The organism is Qipengyuania nanhaisediminis (genome assembly GCF_045862805.1).
Lineage (GTDB): Bacteria > Pseudomonadota > Alphaproteobacteria > Sphingomonadales > Sphingomonadaceae > Erythrobacter > Erythrobacter nanhaisediminis_A.
The window spans coordinates 472,784-490,931 of record NZ_AP025760.1; the positions used below are offsets into that span (position 1 = coordinate 472,784).

The following is an 18,148-nucleotide window of genomic DNA, read 5'->3' on the forward strand; positions in this document are numbered from 1 at the left end:
GATGGATCAACCGGCGCATTTCGGGCGGCATGACCACGAGACCGACGGTCTCGGCAGCGATGCCGTGCGCCCGGAAGACGATGTGGGCGCATCCGACAGCGAAAATCCGCAAGGGGGGCAGCGCGCCGAGGCACGCGGTGCAGAACGCTTCGCCCTGCTGATCCGCGCCGCCAAGCTTGTCACCTCGCAAGGCGAGTTCGTCTGCGTGCTGCGCGATGTCTCCGAAACCGGGGTGAGCGTGCGCATGTTTCACCGCCTGCCGCATGGCGACCCGATCGAGCTGCACATGCCCGGTCGCGGCGTCTATCCGCTCAAGACCGTCTGGACCAAGGACAAGGAAGCCGGGTTCGAATTCGCCTCGAAGGTCGATATAGGCGCGATCATCGGGGAAGCCGACGCATTTCCCAAGCGCGGGATGCGGCTCGGCGTGTTCTTCCCGATCCGCATCACCACCGTTGGCGGCATGCGCGAGGGCGTGATCGAGAACCTGTCACAGCAGGGCGCGCGGTTCGAATGCGAGGAACGCTACGCGATCGACCAGTCGCTGCGCATCGAGGGCGTCGATGGCGGCGAAGCGTTGACCCCGATCAGGGCCAAGGTCCGCTGGCGGCGCGAGAACCAGTATGGCGTGGTGTTCGACGACACTCTCGCGCTGGGCGATTTCGCGCGGCTTGTCGCCAGCCTGCAATGCCCCGGATTGCTCGACTAGGGGCGAATACGGGTGGCCTTGCTCAGCAAAAAGCGAATTTGAGTGCCTCGCATTTACCCCTCGCTAACCAATTTCCTTCACTCCCGGTTGTGAACTGCCCGCGGCTTGATGCGGGCGGGCGATCAAACGGGGGCCTGAATGACCCAGCACAGTGCTGATGCCGGAATTATCGATTGTGACGTCGCTATCATCGGCGCGGGGCCTGCGGGCCTGACCGCCGGCTACCTGCTGACCAGGCAAGGCAAGAGCGTGTGCATCATCGAGAAGGACGACACCTATGTCGGCGGCATCAGCCGCACGGTCGAGCACGAGGGCTATCGTTTCGACATTGGCGGGCACCGATTCTTCTCGAAGAGCCAGCAGGTCGTTGACCTGTGGAACGAGATCCTGCCCGACGATTTCATCCAGCGCCCGCGAATGAGCCGCATCTATTACGAGGGCAAATTCTATTCCTACCCGCTGCGCGCCTTCGAGGCGCTCGGCAATCTCGGCCTGCTGCGCTCGACCGCCTGCATGATGAGCTATCTGCGCTACAAGCTGTTCCCGATCAAGGACGTGAAGAGCTTCGAGGACTGGACCACCAACCAGTTCGGCAAGAAGCTCTACTCGATCTTCTTCAAGACCTATACCGAGAAGGTGTGGGGGATGCCCTGCGACGAGATGAGCGCGGACTGGGCGGCGCAGCGGATCAAGGGGCTATCGCTGTGGAACGCGGTGACCGACGGATTGAAGCGCTCGCTCGGACTTAACAGGAAACCCAATGACGGGCAGGAGGTGAAGACCCTGCTCGAGACCTTCCGCTATCCGCGCCTTGGCCCGGGAATGATGTGGGACGCCGCGCGCGACAAGATCATCGCCAGCGGCAAGGGTGAGGTGCTGATGGGCCACGCGCTCGAACGGCTTTCGGACGATGGCAAGAGCTGGTCGATAACCGCGAGCGGGCCGGGCGGCACCGCGCAGATCCGCGCGAAGGACGTGATCAGTTCGGCACCGATGCGCGAGCTTTCGAGGCGCATCCACCCGCTGCCGCAAAGCGCGCTCGCAGCCGACGGGCTCAAATATCGCGACTTTCTCACCGTCGCGCTAATGGTGAAGAGCGAGGACCTGTTCCCCGACAACTGGATCTATATCCACGACGACCGCGTCCAGGTCGGCCGGGTGCAGAACTTCCGCTCGTGGTCGCCCGAAATGGTTCCGCACGAGGACATGGCCTGCGTCGGTCTCGAATATTTCTGCTTCGAAGGCGACGGCTTGTGGACCTCGTCCGACGAGGAACTGGTGGCGCAGGCGACGCGCGAGATGGAAGTGCTCGGCCTGTGCGATCCGTCAAAGGTCGTGAGCGGCGCGGTGGTGCGGCAGGAAAAGGCCTATCCGGTCTATGACGACACCTACGAGGCCAATGTCGCCGAAATGCGCGCCGAACTCGAACGCGATCATCCCACCCTGCACCTTGTCGGGCGCAACGGCATGCACCGTTACAACAACCAGGACCACGCGATGATGACCGCGATGCTGACGGTCGAGAACATCCTTGCCGGCACGCGCATCTACGACACCTGGTGCGTCAACGAGGACGCCGAATATCACGAGGAGGGCGACGAAGGCGAAGAGCGCGTCATCGCGGCGCGCGAGGCTGGCAGCCAGACCCGCCCGCTCGACGATGACCAGGTCGCAGCCCTCACCAGCCTGCGCGGCGTGCCCGAACGGATCGCGCCACCGTCCGAGCCCGAGCGCAAGCGCGCCTGACCCGATGCACGCTGCGGCCGCCTCGATCCTTGCCAAGCTGCGCGACATTCGCTTCGTGCGCTACGTGCTGGCAAGCGTCGGCGCGCTGGCGGTCGATGTCGGCAGCTTTCTGGCGCTGCTCGCCCTTGGCGTCACGGCGGCACCGGCTTCTTTCGTCGGCTATTCGCTCGGCATCCTTGCCCACTGGCTGATGTCGAGCCGCGCGGTGTTCGTCGGCGATGTCGCGGCGGGCGGAATCGCGCGCACCCGGCAAAAGGCGCTGTTCGTCATTTCCGCTCTCGCCGGTCTTGCGCTCACCACCGCGATCGTCGGCCTGGGAGCGCGCGGCGGGATTGACCCGCGGCTGGCCAAGATCGCCGCGATCGCGGTCAGTTTTCTCGTCACCTGGCTGATCCGCAGCCGGATCGTCTTTCGCACCGACCCACAGCCAGGCAAAGGGGGCTGAGGCGATGCTGACCGAACGCCGCCGCTCGGCCTTTCCGCTCGAATTCGTGGCGCGCGTCGGGATTGCCTGGCTGGTGGTGAGCGCGCTGCTCGTGCTGATCAACTGGAGCGCTATCGCCAGCCGGAGCTTTCCCGATCCCGATGACATGATGCGGCTGGTTCAGGTGCGCGACCTCATCGGCGGGCAGGGCTGGTTCGACCTCACCCAGCACCGCGTCGATGCACCCGGGGGCGGGGTGGCGATGCACTGGTCGCGGCTGGTCGATGTGCCACTGGCGCTGGTGATCCTCTCTCTTTCCCCGGTGCTGGGCACATCCGTTGCCGAAAGCGTCGCGCTGGTCGCGGTGCCACTCGTCACGCTGGGCATCGCCATGCTGCTTGCCGCGCGGATCGCCTGGCGCCTGCTCGGCGACGAGGAAGCGACCCTGACCTGCCTGGTGGTCGCGCTCTCGGTGCCGGTCCTGTTCCAGCTCGGCCCCATGCGGATCGACCACCATGGATGGCAGATCGTGTGCGCGCTTGGCGCGATGAACGGCCTCATGGCGCGCTCGCCGCGGAAGGGCGGGATCGCGATCGGCGCCTGCCTCGCGGCCTGGCTGTCAATTTCGATCGAGGGGCTGCCGCTTGCGGCGATCATCTTCGCCGTGCTCGCGCTGCGCTGGCTCAAGCGCCGCGACGAGCGGGCAATGCTGCTGAGCGCGATCCAGTCCTTCGCGCTGCTGTCGGCGGCGCTGTTCCTGCTGACCCGCGGCATCGGCGATCTCGCCGCCCATTGCGATGCGATCGGGCCGGTTCACCTCGCCATGTTCGGATTTGGCGCATTGGTGCTGACCGCGCTGGCGCGGATCGAGCCGGCACCGCGCGGACTGATCCTTGGCGGTTTCGTCATTGCCGGGGGCGGAGCGCTGGCGATCCTTTTTGCCGCCGCGCCGCAATGCGCGAGCGGGGGCGGCTTTTCCGCGCTCGACCCACTGGTGGCGCGCTACTGGCACGCCAATGTCCTCGAAGGCATGCCGATCTGGCGGCAATCGCTGAGCGCCGCGCTGCAATATGCGGTGACCCCGGTCATCGCCTTCGTCTCCGCCCTCAATCTCGCCAGCCGTTCGCGCGACTGGCTGCGCCGGTTCTGGGCCGATTATGCGCTGATCCTCGGCGGGGCGCTGCTGGTCGCGGTGTTCGTGTCGCGCGCCGGAGCGGTGGCGGCTGCCCTCGCCGCGCCCCCTCTCGCCTGGCAATTGCGCGAATGGCTGCGCGCGATCCGCAAGATGCGCAGGCCCGCACCGCGCATGGCAGCCATGCTCGGCCTGTGCTGCGCGCTGCTTCCCGCCTTTCCGGCAATGCTCCTCACGCTCGCCATGCCCGCGCGCGCCTCGCTCGGCGGAGCGGGCGATGCGCCGGTAAGAGCGAGCGATTGCCGCGTGCAGGATGCCCGCGAGGTCCTCGCCGCTTTGCCGGAGGGCGAGTTCTACGCCCCGCTCGACATCGCGCCCGACATCCTGCTTGCAAGCGATCACACCGTCATCGCCACCGGCCACCACCGCGGCCACGCGGCGATGAAAGTGCTGATCGAGACCGCCATGGCCGGCGAGGCGGAAGCGCGCGCGACCCTCTTCGATCGCGGAACCCGCTATGTCGCGCTATGCCCCTCGCTCGGCGAAGCGCGGCTCTATGCGCACCATGCGCCCGATGGCTTCATCGCGAAGCTGGCAAGGGGCGATGCGCCCGACTGGTTCGATCCGGTTGGTGGAGGCGAGACCGGCGGCCTCGAGATCTGGCGGATCAGGCCGGGACGAAATCGAGCGCCAGCCCGTTGATACAATGCCTCTCGCCCGTCGGGCGGGGGCCATCTGCGAAAATATGGCCCAGATGTCCGCCGCAATCGGCGCAATGCACTTCGGTGCGCGGGACCCCGATCTTGTAATCGACCGAGGTGCCGACGGCGCCGCGATCGACCGGCTGCCAGAAGCTCGGCCAGCCAGTGCCGCTGTCATATTTGTAGGTCGAGGAATAAAGCCTGTTGCCGCAGCCCGCGCACACGAAGGTGCCGGCGCGTTTCTCGTCATTGAGCGGCGAGGAATAGGCCCGTTCGGTTCCTGCCTCGCGCAGGATACGGTATTCGCCCCGCGAGAGCTGCCCGCGCCATTCGGCCTCGGTCTTTCTGACGCGAAATTCGCGCTTCTTGCGCGCCTCGACCACACCGCCGCCGCAGCTCGCCAGAAATGGCATGGCGGCGATCAGCGCGCCTGTAGCGACAAGGGTTCGGCGGGTCGTAAGGTTGTCAGCCATGCGTCGGCTCCTTGGCGGCGGCTCGGGTCTTCTTTCCTAGATACGAGCCGTGCGCGCCAAAGGTTTCATCTAGAACTCGGTGATCTCGACCTCGAGCTTGCGGAAGCCATGGACGAAATTGGCGCGCACACGCTCGACATCTCCGACGACATGCACCCGCATCCGGCGCTTGTGCATCTCTTCGAGCAGGACGCGCAATTGCAGCTCGGCCAGCCGCGCGCCGACACAGCGGTGGATGCCGTAGCCAAAGGCGATGTGGCGGCGGGCATTGTCGCGGGTGATGTCGAGCTTGTGCGGGTCTTCGAACACGCTCTCGTCGCGATTGGCGCCGAGATACCACAGCACCACCTTGTCGCCCTTCCTGATGGTCTCGCCGAACACCTCGGTGTCCTCGGTGCAGGTGCGGCGCATATGGGCGAGCGGGGTCTGGAACCGCAGGCATTCCTGCACCGCATTGGGAATGAGATCGGGGTTTTCCTCGAACAGCTTGCGCTGGTCGGGGAAGGCGTCGAGCGAATGGACGATCCCGCTCATCGTGTTGCGCGTGGTGTCGTTGCCGCCGACGATCAAGAGGATCAGATTGCCCATGAATTCCTCCGGGCGCATCTGGTTCATCGCGGGCGAGTGGATCATCATCGAGATGAGATCGTCGCCCGGTTCCTTTTCATGGGTGCGCTCGATCCACAGCGACTGGAAATAGGCCGCCATTTCGTGGAGGAAGCCCCAGCGCATCTCGTCGAGATCGCGGATGCTGGCAAGCTCGGTATCGCCCGACCAGTCCGACCAGAATGTCAGCAGGCGGCGGTCTTCCCAGGGAAAACCGAATAGGATCGCGAGCATTCCGGTGGTTAGCTCGATCGAGACATTGTCGACCCAGTCGAACACCTCGCCGCGCGGGAGCGAATCGAGCAATTCGCCGGTCCTTGCGCGGATCTCGGTTTCCATGTCGCCCATGGCCGATGGCGTGAACTTGGGCGCGACGGTGCGGCGCTGGCCGGTATGTTCGGGGCGGTCCATCGCGATGAACATCGGCAATTCGCGCCGGTCGGCCCCGCGCGCGGCGATCTCTTCTTCGGAAAGCCGTTCGAGAATGGTGATCCCGCCATGCTCCCAGCTCGACGAGAAGGTCTCGGGCAGCGCCTCGATGTGCTGGATTGCCTTGTGCCCGACCACCGCCCAATAGGGGCCATAGGGGCCTTCGGGGATGTAGTGCAGCGGGCCGGCGTCCTGCATCTCCTTGAAGATCGGCTGCCAGCGGTCCTCGTAATAGATGTCCGACCGGCTGACGTCCCATTTGTGCGTGTGGTTCAGCCGTTCCTCGGGATGCTGTTCGAAATGCTTCTTGAGCGCCTCGTAGGCGGTGGGGGAGGTGCGCACCTCTGGTCGCTTGGGGGCCTGGTCGGTTGCTGCACTCGCCATCGTTCTCTCCTCGACGAGGGGCGTTCGCTGTGTCGATGCCTGCCTCGCCTCCGCGCACTATCCTGCCCTAACTGACAGTCATGTCAATGAGGGTTGCGAATGACTACCTATTAGAGCGCCCCGCCAGCCGCCTTGCGCCGACGCAGCCAGCGCCGCCTGGTGCGCCCGGCACCGCCCGATTTCAGGACCCGCTTGCGGAACAGGACCGAGCCGCCCTTGACCAGCAAGCCGACCCACAGCGCCTGCCAGGCGAGCGCACCGGCGTGCACCCACAGCTCCGGCTCGATCGCGGCGCGCGCTAGCATGGCAAAGGGCGATGACAGCGGGAAGGCGACCGCGAGCAATTCGAGCCCCGATCCCGCATCGGTGAGCGTCGCGGCGGCGAGGAAGAAGACCATCAATTGCAGCATGGTCACCGGCATGGAGAGCGTCTGCACCTCGCGCACGGTGTTCGCCAATGCGCCGATGGTGAGGAACAGCGAACCGAGCAGCAGGTAGGCCATGGCGAAATAGACGATCGCCAGCGCCAGGAAGGCAGGCCAGCCCGTCGCAGGGCCGGGCAAGTTGGCAAAGTCGGTCCGGGTCACGGTCACGATGGCATCGCTCGCCACCGACCAGAACCCCCAGCCCAGCGCGCCCCATACCGCGATGCCGACGAAGGACACGCCGAGCATCGCGAACAGCTTGCCCATGAACACCGCGTCCATCGGGATCGCGGCGGCGAGGATCTCGATGATCTTGTTCCCCTTCTCCTCGGCGAGATTGGACAGGACCATCCCGGCAAGCAGCATGGTGAGCAGGAACATCACCATCTGTGCTGCCTGAGCGGTCCTGACCCGCGAGGCCCGGTCCGATGCCGCGCTCGAGGCCACCACCTCGGCGGTGACTTCGGGAACCGCGATCGGAGTCGGGGCCCTGGCCTCGGCCGCGATGAGTTCGACCGCGCCTTGCCAGCGGCGGATCTGGCCGCCGGTCCCGATCACCTTGGGTGCATCGAGCGTCCCGGTCACGATCGCCGCGTAATTGCCGCGGCGTTGCTCCATGAAAGCGCGCGCATCGAAGTTCGCGGTCTCGGCCGCTTCGGGCACGGCGCGCATCGCGGGAGCCGCGCCGCGCATCAGCGGCGTGAGCCTTTGCGCGGCCGCGATCATCGCCTCGTTGTCGGATGCGCTCATCGCCAGCCCGACCTCGATCGCCGCCGCATCGCGCGAGACCTGCCCGCCAATGCTTCCCGCAAGCCCGCCGACCAGCACCGGGAAGAGCGGGCCGATCAGGAAAAACAGAAAGGCGCGGCTGAACAACACCGCGACGAAATCGCGCCGGGCGACGACCCAGGCCGCTTCGAGCCGCGAGAGCCGCGGGCTGGTCATATCGGTCATGGCCGGTCTCCTGCCGCATCGGCTTCGAGCTGGCGCGCCGCCGCCTCGCCCGCGATGGCGACGAAGGCATCGTGCAGCCCTGCCCGCTCGATGCTGAGCGAGAGGATCCCCGCCTCACCTTCGATCAATTGCTTGAGCAGCGGTTCGACCCCGCTTTCAGGCAAGGGGAAATGGAAGAAATCGCCCTCGCGCCGGGTGTCGGGCGGAAGCGCGGCGGTCCATCCGCCTTCGCGAGCGCGGGTCTCGAGCCGGACCTGAGCGGGGATCCGGTCGCGCGCGGCCTCGACGCTTCCGGCATAGGGAACCTTGCCGCCGGCAATGATCGCCACGCCTTCGCACAAGCGCTCGGCATGGTGGATGACATGGGTCGAGAACAACACCGTCACCCCGTCTTCGGCGAGGCTACGGATCATCGCCTCGAGCTTGCCCTGGTTGATCGCGTCGAGCCCGGAAAACGGTTCGTCGAGCACGACGAGGCGCGGGCGGTGGACCAGCGTGCCGAGCAATTGCACCGTTTGCGCCATGCCCTTGGACAGCTGGCGGATCTGGCGCTGGGCCGCATGCGCAAGATCGTGCCGCTCGAGCAGTTCCAGCCCGCGCTCGCGCCCTTCCTTCAGCGACAAACCGCGCAAGGCGCCCATGAAGGCAATCGCCTCGATCGCCTTCATCGCGGGGTAAAGCCCGCGCTCTTCGGGCAGATATCCGATCAGGCGGCCGATATCGTGCGGGCGATCGTGCCCGAACACGCGGCGCACGCCTTCATCGGGGTCGATGATGCCGAGCAGCATCCGCAAGGTGGTGGTCTTGCCCGCGCCATTGGGGCCGAGCACGCCGTAGATCGCGCCCTCGCGCACCGCGAGATCGACCCCGCTGACCGCGCGCGTCCCGTCGAAGCTCTTGACCAGGCCGTGCGCCTCGATCGCCAGCGGTCGATCGCTGCTGGCAGACGCGCCGCGATGGACGCTGCGCTGATTGGCCGTCATATGGTCGCTCATGGACATGTGCATAAGCGCGCTGGTTAACGCGCGAAACTGAACGGGAGCGCCTCCAAGCGTGGTTAACGCGCCAGCAAGACCTGACCTCGCGCAAGCGATCGCCGACGAGGCGCGCACGCTCGGCTTTGCCGCTTGCGGTTTTGCCAGCGCGCGCGAGGACCCGGTGCGCGCGGAACGGCTCGAACAATGGCTGGGCGAGGGGCGGCACGGCTCGATGGATTGGATGGAGACCCGCCTTCACCATCGCCGCTCGCCCGAGGGGTTGTGGCCCGAGGCGAAGAGCGTGATCGCGCTCGGCATGAGCTATGCGCCGGCAAGCGATCCTCTCGCTCTCGAGGGGCATGGCGAGCGCGCGCGGATCTCGGTCTATGCCCAGGGGCGCGACTATCACGATGTCGTGAAGAAGCGGCTGAAAGCGCTCGCCCGCTGGCTGGTGGCGCGCGAACCGGGGGCCGAGGTCAAGGTCTTTGTCGATACCGCGCCGGTGATGGAAAAGCCGCTGGGCGAGGCCGCGGGGATCGGCTGGCAGGGCAAGCACACCAATCTCCTGAGCTCCGACTTTGGCAACTGGCTGTTTCTCGGCGCGATCTACACCACGCTCGACCTGCCCGTCTCCGACCCGCACCGCGACCAGTGCGGATCGTGCCGCGCTTGCCTCGATGCCTGCCCGACCGATGCCTTCCCCGCGCCCTACACCCTCGATGCACGGCGCTGCATTTCCTACCTCACCATCGAGCACAAGGGTCCGATCGCCGAGGAATTCCGCCCGGCGCTCGGCAATCGCATCTATGGCTGCGACGATTGTCTCGCGGTGTGTCCGTGGAACAAGTTCGCGCACGAAGCGCAGGCGGCGAGCGAATTCCTCCCGCGCGCAGAGCTGACCGCTCCGCGGCTGGCCGAGCTGCTGACGCTCGATGATCCGGCCTTTCGCAAGCTGTTTTCAGGATCGCCGATCAAGCGCATCGGGCGCGACCGCTTCCTTCGCAATTGCCTCTATGCTGCCGGCAATAGCGGCAAAGGCGCGCTTGTCGCTCCGGTCGAGGCGCTGACGCGCGACCCCGACCCGGTGGTCGCCGATGCGGCGCGCTGGGCGCTGGACCGGCTGCGCGGCGAGGTCAGACCATCTCCTTGAGCGGCACCTGCGTGTCCGCCAGCAGCGCCGGGTCGATCCGCTCGACCCCTGCTTCGAGCAGTTTGCGGCCCTGGACGTAGTCCTTCATCGCGTTGACGCAGTCGAAGGCGATCGGGCGGCCTTCTTTCAGATAGACCACGGTGAACTTGCGCGCCTCGGGATCGCCGCGCAGCACGGTCTGGTCATATCCGATATTGAGGCCCGCGGTCTGGAGCTTGAGATCATACTGGTTCGACCAGAACCAGGGCAGCGCGTGATAGGGCTGCTTGTCGCCCATGATCGCGCGCGCGACGGTGTTGGCCATGTCGTGCGCGTTCTGGACCGATTCCAGCCTGATCACCGCCCGGTCGGCATAGGGATTGGCGTGCGCGGCGCAATCGCCGATCGCGTAGATATCGTCGAGCGTGGTGCGGCAATATTCGTCGACATCGACCCCGTTCGAGCCTGCCGCCCCTGCCGCGATCAGCGGGGCGACAGCGGGAACGATCCCGATCCCGACCACCACCATGTCGCTGGCGATGACCTCTCCGTTCTCGAGCACCACCCCGGTCGCGCGGCCATCTTCGATGCGCAGTTCCGTAACGCCGGCCGACAGCCTGACATCGACACCCTGGCGCCGGTGCTCGTCCTCGTAAAAGCGCGACAATTGCTCGCCAGCCACGCGGGCAAGAACGCGGTCCTGCATCTCGATCACGGTGACCGCGCAGCCGAGCTTGCGCAGTACCGCCGCCGCTTCGAGCCCGATATAGCCGGCACCGATGATTGCGGCGCTCTTCGCCCCGGCCTCGAGCGCGGCCATCATCGCGTCGGCATCGCGCTTGTCGCGCACGTAATAGATGCCTTTCTGGTTGGCTCCCGGGACACCCAGCCTTCGCGGATCGGCGCCGCCTGCCCAGATGAGCTTGCGATAGGAGATCGCGCTGCCATCGCTCAGGCTGACCGTGTGGGCCGAGGGGTCGACCGCGGTGACCGCGCTTCCGAGCCGCAGTTCGATATCCTTGTCGGCCCAGAACTTCTCGGGCCGGATCATGATCCGCTCGAACGGCTTGTCGCCGGCGAGATATTCCTTCGAAAGAGGCGGACGCTCGTAAGGCGGAGCGCTGTCGCGCCCGACCATGACGATGCTGTCCTCGTGCCCCTGCTGGCGCAGGGCAATCGCCGCCTGCGCTGCGCCGTGCCCGGTGCCGACGATCACGACGTCCGCGGCGCTCGATTGTGTTCCCTCACCAGTCATGGGCGCAACCGTTTTCGCAAAACGCGGCGTGCGTCAAGCAATGCGCGTCAGCAGCCCGGGTCAAATCGGGTGAGCGGTTCAGCGCTCGAGCAGGTTGCGCGCCTGGCTGGCGATCTGCGCGAGCACCGCGGGAGCGACCGGAGGACGCGCCTGTGCGCGCGCGATCATCGCGCGGAACTGCTCGACCGCGGCGGCATTCTCGCCTGCCCATTGCGCGATCGCCGCGAGCGGGTCGTCCTTGCCGAGCTTGCGCCGCATCAGCCGCTGGAGGAAATCGAGCCGCATGTGCTGGAAATCGCGCGCGAGGCCATCGACCAGCAGGCGCTCCCAGATATCCGACGGGCTCATATGCGCCGCCGTGCCCTGCGCCCAGTCGAGCCCGATCCGCTGGCCGATATCGCCAAAGGCGCGGGTCAGCTCGATCGGGTCGATATCGGTCTTGAGCGCGAGGTGCGCCAGCCCGATCGACCCGTCGAAATCGAACAGGTCGGCGACCCGGTCGGCAAGCTTGGCGGGAGCGCCCAGTTCGATGAAGCCTTCACGCAGTGCGCGCGAACGCTCGGCATTCTCGCCCGAGATCAGATCGTCCCGGCCTTCGCACAAGGCGACAACGCCGCCGCGCAATCTCTCGATCATTGCCCCGGCATCGACACGGCCCGAAGCGGTGCGCAGCGCGTCCGACATCAGGTTGCCGACGGCCGCAGCGAGCCGTTCGAGCATGACGATGCGCGCGGTCTCGGCCATGGTGCTGGCATCGATGTCCTGCCACAGCGCCTCGAGGTGGAACAATCGGTCGACCACGATGAAGGCGGCCGCGACATCGGCGAGCCCGACGCCTTCCTCTTCCGGAAGTTCGAAGGCGTGAACGAGGCCCAGCCGGTTGACGATCCGGTTGGACAGGTCGGTCGCGATCAGTTCGCGGCGCAATTGGTGGTCGCGGATTTCCTCTGCGAATTTCTTGCGCATGGGCTGAGGGAACATCGCGATCAACCCGGTTTCCAGGATCGGGTCGTCGGGAAGCGGGCTGGCCTCGATCGCGTCCTGCAAGGCGAGTTTCGCCGAGGACAGCAGCACGGCCAGTTCGGGCCGGGTGAGCCCGTGGCCGTCGGCGGCGCGACGGGTATAGCTCTCGCTGTCGGCAAGCCCTTCGGTCTGGCGGTCGAGCGCGCCCATTTCCTCGAGCTGCTCGATCAGGCGGACATAGGAGGCCGCCGCATCCTCGCCGCCGGCTTCCGCGATCGACAGGGCGAGCGCCTGCAGCCGGTTGTCCTCGAGCACGATCTCGGCGACTTCGTCGGTCATCCTGGCGAGCAGCTTGTTGCGCGCAGACTTGGTGAGCTTGCCGTCGCGGACCGCGGCTGCGAGCGCGATCTTGATGTTGACCTCGTTGTCCGAGCAATCGACGCCAGCCGAATTGTCGATGAAATCGGTGTTGATCCGCCCGCCGCGCAGCGAATAGGCGATGCGTCCGGCCTGGGTGATGCCGAGATTGGCGCCTTCGCCGATCACTTTCGCTCCGACTTCGCGGGCATCGATCCGCAGCCGGTCATTGGCCGGGTCGCCGACGTCGAGATGGTTCTCGTGGCTTGCCTTGATATAGGTGCCGATCCCGCCGAACCAGAGCAGGTCGGTGGGGGCCTTGAGGATCGCGCTGATGAGCGAATCGGGGTCGATCTCCTTCGCCTCGATCCCCAGCAGGTCGCGCGCCTTCTTGGACAGCTTGATCTGCTTCAGATCGCGCGAGAAGACCCCGCCGCCCTTGGAGATGAGGTCGGCATTGTAATCCTCCCAGCTCGAACGCGGCAGCTCGAACAGGCGCTTGCGCTCCTTCCAGCTGGCAGCCGGATCGGGGTCGGGATCGATGAAGATGTGGCGGTGATCGAAGGCGGCGACCAGCTTGATCGCCTTCGACAAGAGCATGCCATTGCCGAACACGTCGCCCGACATGTCGCCGCAGCCGGCGACGGTGATCGAATCGGTCTGGACGTCGATCCCCATTTCGAGAAAGTGCCGCTGGACCGAGACCCATGCGCCACGCGCGGTGATGCCCATGGCCTTGTGGTCGTAGCCGTTCGACCCGCCGCTGGCGAAGGCATCGTCGAGCCAGAAATCCTCGCTCTCGGCAATCGCGTTGGCAACGTCGGAAAAGCGCGCAGTGCCCTTGTCTGCGGCGACCACGAAATAGGGGTCTTCGCCGTCATGAATGACGACCTTTTCGGGATGGACGACCTTGCCATCGACGATGTTGTCGGTGACCGAAAGCAGAGTGCGGATGAACACCTCGTAGCTCGCCTGGCCTTCGGCGGCCCAGGCGTCGCGGTCGATGTGCGGCGGGGGCAATTGCTTGGGATAGAAACCGCCCTTGGCACCGCTCGGCACGATCACCGCGTTCTTGACCTTCTGCGCCTTCATCAGGCCGAGGATCTCGGTGCGGAAGTCGTCGCGCCGGTCGGACCAGCGCAGCCCGCCGCGCGCGACCGGGCCCGAACGCAGGTGGATGCCTTCGACCCGGCGCGAATAGACGAAGATTTCGCGCCATGGGACAGGCTTTGGCAAGGCCGGCACAAGCGCGGAATCGATCTTGAAGGCGAGCGCTTCCTCGGCCGCGGGGGCAAAGGCGTTGGTGCGCAGGATCGCATCGATCACCGCGCGGTAAAGCCGCAGCAGGCGATCGTCATTGATCGCGGAGACCTTGGCGAGCCCGCGCTCGAACGCGGTCTTGGCCGAAGCGATCGCGGCTTCGCGGTCGCCTTCGAAATCGGGGTCGTGGCGGGCGACGAACAGGTCGACCATCGCCTCTGCCACCACCGGCGCGCGGCGCAACGCATCGACCACGGTGTAGATGGTGAAGCCCATGCCGGTCTGGCGCAGATAGCGATAGATCGCGCGCAGCCAGACGGCCTGCTGGGCGCTCATCCCGCCGCCCACGACCAGCCGGTTGAACGGGTCGTCCTCGGAATGGCCGTTGAGCACTTCGGCGATCGCTGCCTCGATCACCTCGGCGCGTTCGATCAGCGGCGCGACCTCGACGCCCGGGGGCAGGTCGAGCGCAAACTCGTGGATCGTGCCGAGCTTGCCGTCATCGAGCATGGTCGGCATCTGCGAGAGCACGCGGAAACCGAAATTCTCGAGCGCGGGCACCGCGTCGGAAAGCGGCATGTGGCCGCTGGCGTGATAGATCTTGAGCCTCAGGTCGCTGACCGGGTCGTGGTCGAGCGTGTAAAGCCGGCACGAGCGGGCGGTTGGATCATCGCCGATCGCGACCTTGCGCATCTCGATGATGTCGCGCGCGGCTTCGGCGGCGCCGTAGCGGGCGCGATAACCGGCCGGGAAGGCACCGGCATAGCGGGTGGCGATCGCGGGAACGCGCGCGCTTTCGTCGGCTTCGGCGAGATGGGCCTCGACCGCCTCGTTCCAGCCCTTGAGCAGGTCGATCAGCTCGCTTTCGACCTTCTCGGCATCGGGCATTGCCCCGGTCGCGCGCGAATCGAGCAGGAATTGCAGCATTGCGAGCGAGCTGCCTTCGACCTCGAGGCTCCAGCTCAACAGGTCGACCCCGGTGGTCTTGGTGAGCAGGTCCTGGATCTGCAGGCGCACGCTGGTCGAGAGGTAATCGCGCGGCAGCCAGACAAAGGCGAAGACGTGGCGTTCGAGCGCCGACTGGACCAGCACCACGCGCGGACGAGGGCGGTCGACGAGGCTCATCATCGCGGTGGCGAGGCGCTCGATATCCGAGGTCGAGAACGCGGTCAGCAGGTCATGGGGCAGGGTGGTGAAGGCGTGGACGAGCGCCTTGCCGGCATGGCCGCCCGGATCGAAACCGAGCGAGGCGGTGATGTCGGCCAGCGCGGTGCGCAGGACCGGCACTTCGGCAGGAGGTGCGGCGAGCGCGGCGCTGGTCCAGACCCCGGCGTGAACCGAGAGCGCCACCACCTTGTCCTTTTCGCGGACTGGAACGATGAACAAGTCGAGCGGGACCCGGCGGTGCACGTTCGACAGCCGGTTGGCCTTGATCACCAGCAGGTCGCGCGCCTTGCCGTCGCCGCCGATCGCATCGAACCATGCGAAGGCGCGTTCGAACGAGGCATCGGCGAGGATTTCGCCGGCGCTCTTGCGGCAGATGCCGAGCGCATCGTCCTGTGTGCCCTCGCGGGTGCGGGTGACGTGGCCAAGCTGGGTGAGCATCCCGCCATTGAGCCATTCGAGCAGCTGCGCGCCTTCGCTGTCGCTCTTCGCGATACGCTTGGCGTCTTCGGTCATGCGCTTGCGCATTTCGCCCCAGTCGGCGACCGCGGCGCGGACATCGCCCAGTGTCACCGTGAGCGCATCGATCAGTTCGCGCCGGTGGCGCGCGTCGATGCGCGGGGTCTCGACATAGATGAGCGATTCGGCATCGCCCTTGCCGCCCTTCTTCGAAAGGCCGGTCAGCTCGCCCTTGGCGTTGCGGCTGATCGCCACGACCGGGTGGATCAGCTGGTCGATTGCGATCCGCTGCGCGCCGATTGTCGCCGCGATCGAATCGACGAGGAACGGCATGTCGTCATTGACGATGGCTAGGCGAAGCCGCCGCTTCTTGCCGGTTTCGGAAGCGAATTCTAGCGAGGAGCGGTTCGCATCGCGCTGGTGCGCGGCATCGAGCAGGAAGGATGCGACATCGTCGAGCTCGTCCGCGCTGAGCTGGACATCGCCCGGCAGGATTGCCGCCTCGAGATTCGCGCGCAGCGTCTTGAGCGTTCCGGACGTTTTGGAGGAGCCCTTGCTCTTGCTTGCGGATTTCTTCGCGCTCATCGCCTCGTTCGCTCCTGGCGTTGTGCTTCCGGCGGGCAGGGAGGGGTAATTTTGTTGTGCCGGATTATTTTTATCGTGCTTACCGCAATACAGGCTTTTGGACCCGCGGTGCAAGCACTGAACGCTACGGCGCGTGCGCTTCAGCCCGGCAGGTCGCGGCAGGCATCCATCACCAGATCGAGCGAGCGCAGCCGGGCTTCGGGATCATGGGTCGCGCCGCACAGCATGATCTCGTCAGCGCCGGTGCGCGCGACAAAGGCGGCGATGCGTTCGGCCACCATGTCGGGCGTGCCGACCGCCGCTGCCTGGGCGAGATGGTCGAGCATGGCCCGCGACGAGGGCGGAAGGCTCGCGGCATAGTTTGCGACGGGCGGTGGCAGCTTGCCCGGATTGCCGGTCCGCAAGGCGACGAAGCTCTGCTGCTGGCTCGACGCGATCAGCTGCGCCTCGGCTTCGCTATCGGCGGCGAAGACGTTCATCGCCACCATGACATGCGGCCGGTCGAGCGCGTGAGACGGCGTAAATTCGCGGCGATACAGGGCGAGCGCATCGTCGAGATGGTCGGGAGCGAAATGGGCAGCAAAGGCGTAGGGTAGGCCAAGCCGGGCGGCGAGCTGCGCGCCGAACAGGCTGGAGCCGAGCATCCATATCTCGACATTGGCGCCATGGCCCGGGGTTGCCCTGATCGGCAGGTCGATATCGCCGGTCAGCAGGGCGCGCAGCTCGATCACGTCCTGCGGGAAATGCTCGGAAGCCTGCCCGAGATTCTTGCGCAGCGCCCGCTGCAATTCCGGCCCGGCGCCCGGCGCGCGGCCCAGCCCGAGATCGACGCGGCCGGGAAACAGCGCGTCGAGCGTGCCGAACTGCTCGGCAATCTGGAACGGGGTGTGGTTGGGAAGCATGATCCCGCCCGAACCGATCCGGATGCGGCTGGTGGCATTGCCGATATGCGCGAGCACCACCGATGTCGCCCCGCCCGCGATCCCTTCCATCGCGTGATGTTCGGCAACCCAGAAACGATCGCAGCCCGCCTCCTCGGCCTTTTGTGCAAGAACGGTTGCGGCCGCGAGCGCCTCGGCCACGCCTTCGCCCTGGCGGACAGGCACGAGGTCGAGGACCGAGAAGCGGGTCACGAGGCGGGTTCGGCGGATACGGGTGCTGCGGTGTCTTCATCCGCACCGATCTGGGCAAGGTAATCGCGCGCGGTGGCGGCGGCCTGCGTGTCGGGATCGAGAGCGATCACCGATTGCCAGCTTTCGCGCGCCGCCTCTTCGCGGCCGTCGAACAGCGCGATGATGCCCGCCTCGAGCCCGACGCGCTGGTCGAGCGGGGCAAGTTGGCCGGCGGTCTCGATCGCACCCTGCGCCTCGCCCAGCCGGTCGAGCCGCCTGAGCAAGGTCGCGCGCAGCAGCCAGCCTTCGGCGCGTTCGGGCGCAAGAGCGGTCGCGGTTTCGAGCCGGACGAGCGCTTCACCGGGGCGATCGAGCGCGACAAGTGCGCGGGCGTGATCGGTCGCGGCGATGGCGTGCAGCGTGGCCGAAGCGGCCGTCTCGGCATCGGCGACGGCGCTGGCGAGCAAGCGATCGGCGCGCACGGCATCGCCGCCTCCGAGCGCGGCATTGCCGGCCATGATGGCGAACCGGGCGCGTGCGCGTGGTTCGTTTGCCGGGGTCTCGTCGCGCGCGGCCTCGAACGCGGTCATGGCATCGTCCCACAACCTCAAGCGCGCCGCGGCAAGGCCGAGGCAGTGATTGGCGATGACGCGGTCGGCGCCGGTGCTTTCGTTGCGGCGGATCTGCGCCCGGGTGTGCGCGCGCGATGCGTCCTCCTCGATCGTGGCGAGGCATTGCGCGAGCCACGCGCTCGCCGGGTCGAGCGCGGCCTGTTCGTGCTGTTCGCGCGGGGGGCGCTCGCGCAATTCGCGGTGGGCGTCGGTGGGCGGGATGACCGCAGGGTTGGGGCCGACCTGGAGCGCGAGGGCGAGCAGCGATTGGGTGAAAAGCAAGGGGCGTGTCC

Annotated in this window: 13 protein-coding genes; 5 read left to right on the forward strand and 8 right to left on the reverse strand. The window is 66.6% G+C overall.

Annotated elements, in window-relative coordinates; all coding sequences use genetic code 11:
• Nucleotide 1: 1 nt before the first annotated feature.
• The 4 genes from ACKTSM_RS02370 (at nucleotide 2) to ACKTSM_RS02385 (ending at nucleotide 4,713) form a co-directional block, all read left to right on the forward strand.
• Nucleotides 2-709, forward strand: a complete 708-nt coding sequence (locus ACKTSM_RS02370) for a PilZ domain-containing protein (RefSeq protein WP_407875544.1) — start codon at nucleotides 2-4, stop codon at nucleotides 707-709.
• Between the two features lie 138 nt (nucleotides 710-847).
• On the forward strand, nucleotides 848-2,455 hold the full coding sequence (locus tag ACKTSM_RS02375; protein WP_407875545.1) for an NAD(P)/FAD-dependent oxidoreductase: 1,608 nt from the start codon (nucleotides 848-850) through the stop codon (nucleotides 2,453-2,455).
• Between the two features lie 4 nt (nucleotides 2,456-2,459).
• A complete protein-coding gene (locus ACKTSM_RS02380; protein ID WP_407875546.1) occupies nucleotides 2,460-2,900 on the forward strand; it encodes a GtrA family protein in 441 nt (146 codons plus the stop codon).
• 4 nt (nucleotides 2,901-2,904) lie between these two features.
• Entirely contained in the window at nucleotides 2,905-4,713 is a 1,809-nt protein-coding gene (locus ACKTSM_RS02385) for a hypothetical protein (RefSeq protein ID WP_407875547.1), read from the forward strand.
• Here the strand turns inward: ACKTSM_RS02385 and msrB are convergent.
• From msrB to ACKTSM_RS02405, 4 genes are all read right to left on the reverse strand, one after another.
• Entirely contained in the window at nucleotides 4,679-5,185 is a 507-nt protein-coding gene (msrB, locus tag ACKTSM_RS02390; RefSeq protein WP_407875548.1) for a peptide-methionine (R)-S-oxide reductase MsrB, read from the reverse strand. The two genes, ACKTSM_RS02385 and msrB, sit on opposite strands and share 35 nt — an antisense overlap.
• 69 nt (nucleotides 5,186-5,254) lie before the next feature.
• Nucleotides 5,255-6,604 (reverse strand): cytochrome P450, encoded by a 1,350-nt coding sequence (locus ACKTSM_RS02395; RefSeq protein ID WP_407875549.1) that lies wholly within the window; start codon nucleotides 6,602-6,604, stop codon nucleotides 5,255-5,257.
• Nucleotides 6,605-6,714: 110 nt separating this feature from the next.
• Nucleotides 6,715-7,974, reverse strand: coding sequence for an ABC transporter permease (locus tag ACKTSM_RS02400; protein WP_407876398.1), 1,260 nt, complete (start codon nucleotides 7,972-7,974; stop codon nucleotides 6,715-6,717).
• A 5-nt stretch (nucleotides 7,975-7,979) separates the two neighbouring features.
• Complete coding sequence (locus ACKTSM_RS02405) at nucleotides 7,980-8,966, reverse strand: ABC transporter ATP-binding protein (RefSeq protein ID WP_407876399.1); 987 nt, start codon at nucleotides 8,964-8,966, stop codon at nucleotides 7,980-7,982.
• Nucleotides 8,967-9,036: 70 nt separating this feature from the next.
• Between ACKTSM_RS02405 and queG the strand changes: the two genes are divergently transcribed.
• Nucleotides 9,037-10,110, forward strand: a complete 1,074-nt coding sequence (gene queG / locus ACKTSM_RS02410) for a tRNA epoxyqueuosine(34) reductase QueG (protein ID WP_407875550.1) — start codon at nucleotides 9,037-9,039, stop codon at nucleotides 10,108-10,110.
• Here queG and ACKTSM_RS02415 read toward each other — a convergent pair.
• The 4 genes from ACKTSM_RS02415 to ACKTSM_RS02430 all read right to left on the reverse strand — a co-directional run bounded on the left by ACKTSM_RS02415 (nucleotide 10,094) and on the right by ACKTSM_RS02430 (nucleotide 18,137).
• A complete protein-coding gene (locus ACKTSM_RS02415) occupies nucleotides 10,094-11,344 on the reverse strand; it encodes an NAD(P)/FAD-dependent oxidoreductase (protein WP_407875551.1) in 1,251 nt (416 codons plus the stop codon). The two genes, queG and ACKTSM_RS02415, sit on opposite strands and share 17 nt — an antisense overlap.
• A gap of 78 nt (nucleotides 11,345-11,422) precedes the next feature.
• Nucleotides 11,423-16,132 carry an NAD-glutamate dehydrogenase gene (locus ACKTSM_RS02420; protein ID WP_407875552.1) on the reverse strand — a complete coding sequence of 1,570 codons (4,710 nt, stop codon included), beginning with the start codon at nucleotides 16,130-16,132 and terminating at the stop codon, nucleotides 11,423-11,425.
• Between the two features lie 140 nt (nucleotides 16,133-16,272).
• Complete coding sequence (locus ACKTSM_RS02425) at nucleotides 16,273-17,265, reverse strand: LLM class flavin-dependent oxidoreductase (protein WP_407875553.1); 993 nt, start codon at nucleotides 17,263-17,265, stop codon at nucleotides 16,273-16,275.
• On the reverse strand, nucleotides 17,262-18,137 hold the full coding sequence (locus ACKTSM_RS02430) for a hypothetical protein (RefSeq protein WP_407875554.1): 876 nt from the start codon (nucleotides 18,135-18,137) through the stop codon (nucleotides 17,262-17,264). The genes ACKTSM_RS02425 and ACKTSM_RS02430 overlap by 4 nt, the downstream gene beginning before the upstream one ends.
• Nucleotides 18,138-18,148 lie beyond the last annotated feature (11 nt).

Excerpts from the sequence above, each read along its gene's own strand:
- ACKTSM_RS02415 (WP_407875551.1), bottom strand. The coding sequence starts at position 11,344 with ATGACTGGTGAGGGAACACAATCGAGCGCCGCGGACGTCGTGATCGTC.
- ACKTSM_RS02395 (WP_407875549.1), bottom strand. The coding sequence starts at position 6,604 with ATGGCGAGTGCAGCAACCGACCAGGCCCCCAAGCGACCAGAGGTGCGC.
- ACKTSM_RS02420 (WP_407875552.1), bottom strand. The coding sequence starts at position 16,132 with ATGAGCGCGAAGAAATCCGCAAGCAAGAGCAAGGGCTCCTCCAAAACG.
- ACKTSM_RS02380 (WP_407875546.1), top strand. The coding sequence starts at position 2,460 with ATGCACGCTGCGGCCGCCTCGATCCTTGCCAAGCTGCGCGACATTCGC.
- ACKTSM_RS02370 (WP_407875544.1), top strand. The coding sequence starts at position 2 with ATGGATCAACCGGCGCATTTCGGGCGGCATGACCACGAGACCGACGGT.
- ACKTSM_RS02385 (WP_407875547.1), top strand. The coding sequence starts at position 2,905 with ATGCTGACCGAACGCCGCCGCTCGGCCTTTCCGCTCGAATTCGTGGCG.
- ACKTSM_RS02375 (WP_407875545.1), top strand. The coding sequence starts at position 848 with ATGACCCAGCACAGTGCTGATGCCGGAATTATCGATTGTGACGTCGCT.
- msrB (WP_407875548.1), bottom strand. The coding sequence starts at position 5,185 with ATGGCTGACAACCTTACGACCCGCCGAACCCTTGTCGCTACAGGCGCG.
- ACKTSM_RS02400 (WP_407876398.1), bottom strand. The coding sequence starts at position 7,974 with ATGACCAGCCCGCGGCTCTCGCGGCTCGAAGCGGCCTGGGTCGTCGCC.
- ACKTSM_RS02405 (WP_407876399.1), bottom strand. The coding sequence starts at position 8,966 with ATGACGGCCAATCAGCGCAGCGTCCATCGCGGCGCGTCTGCCAGCAGC.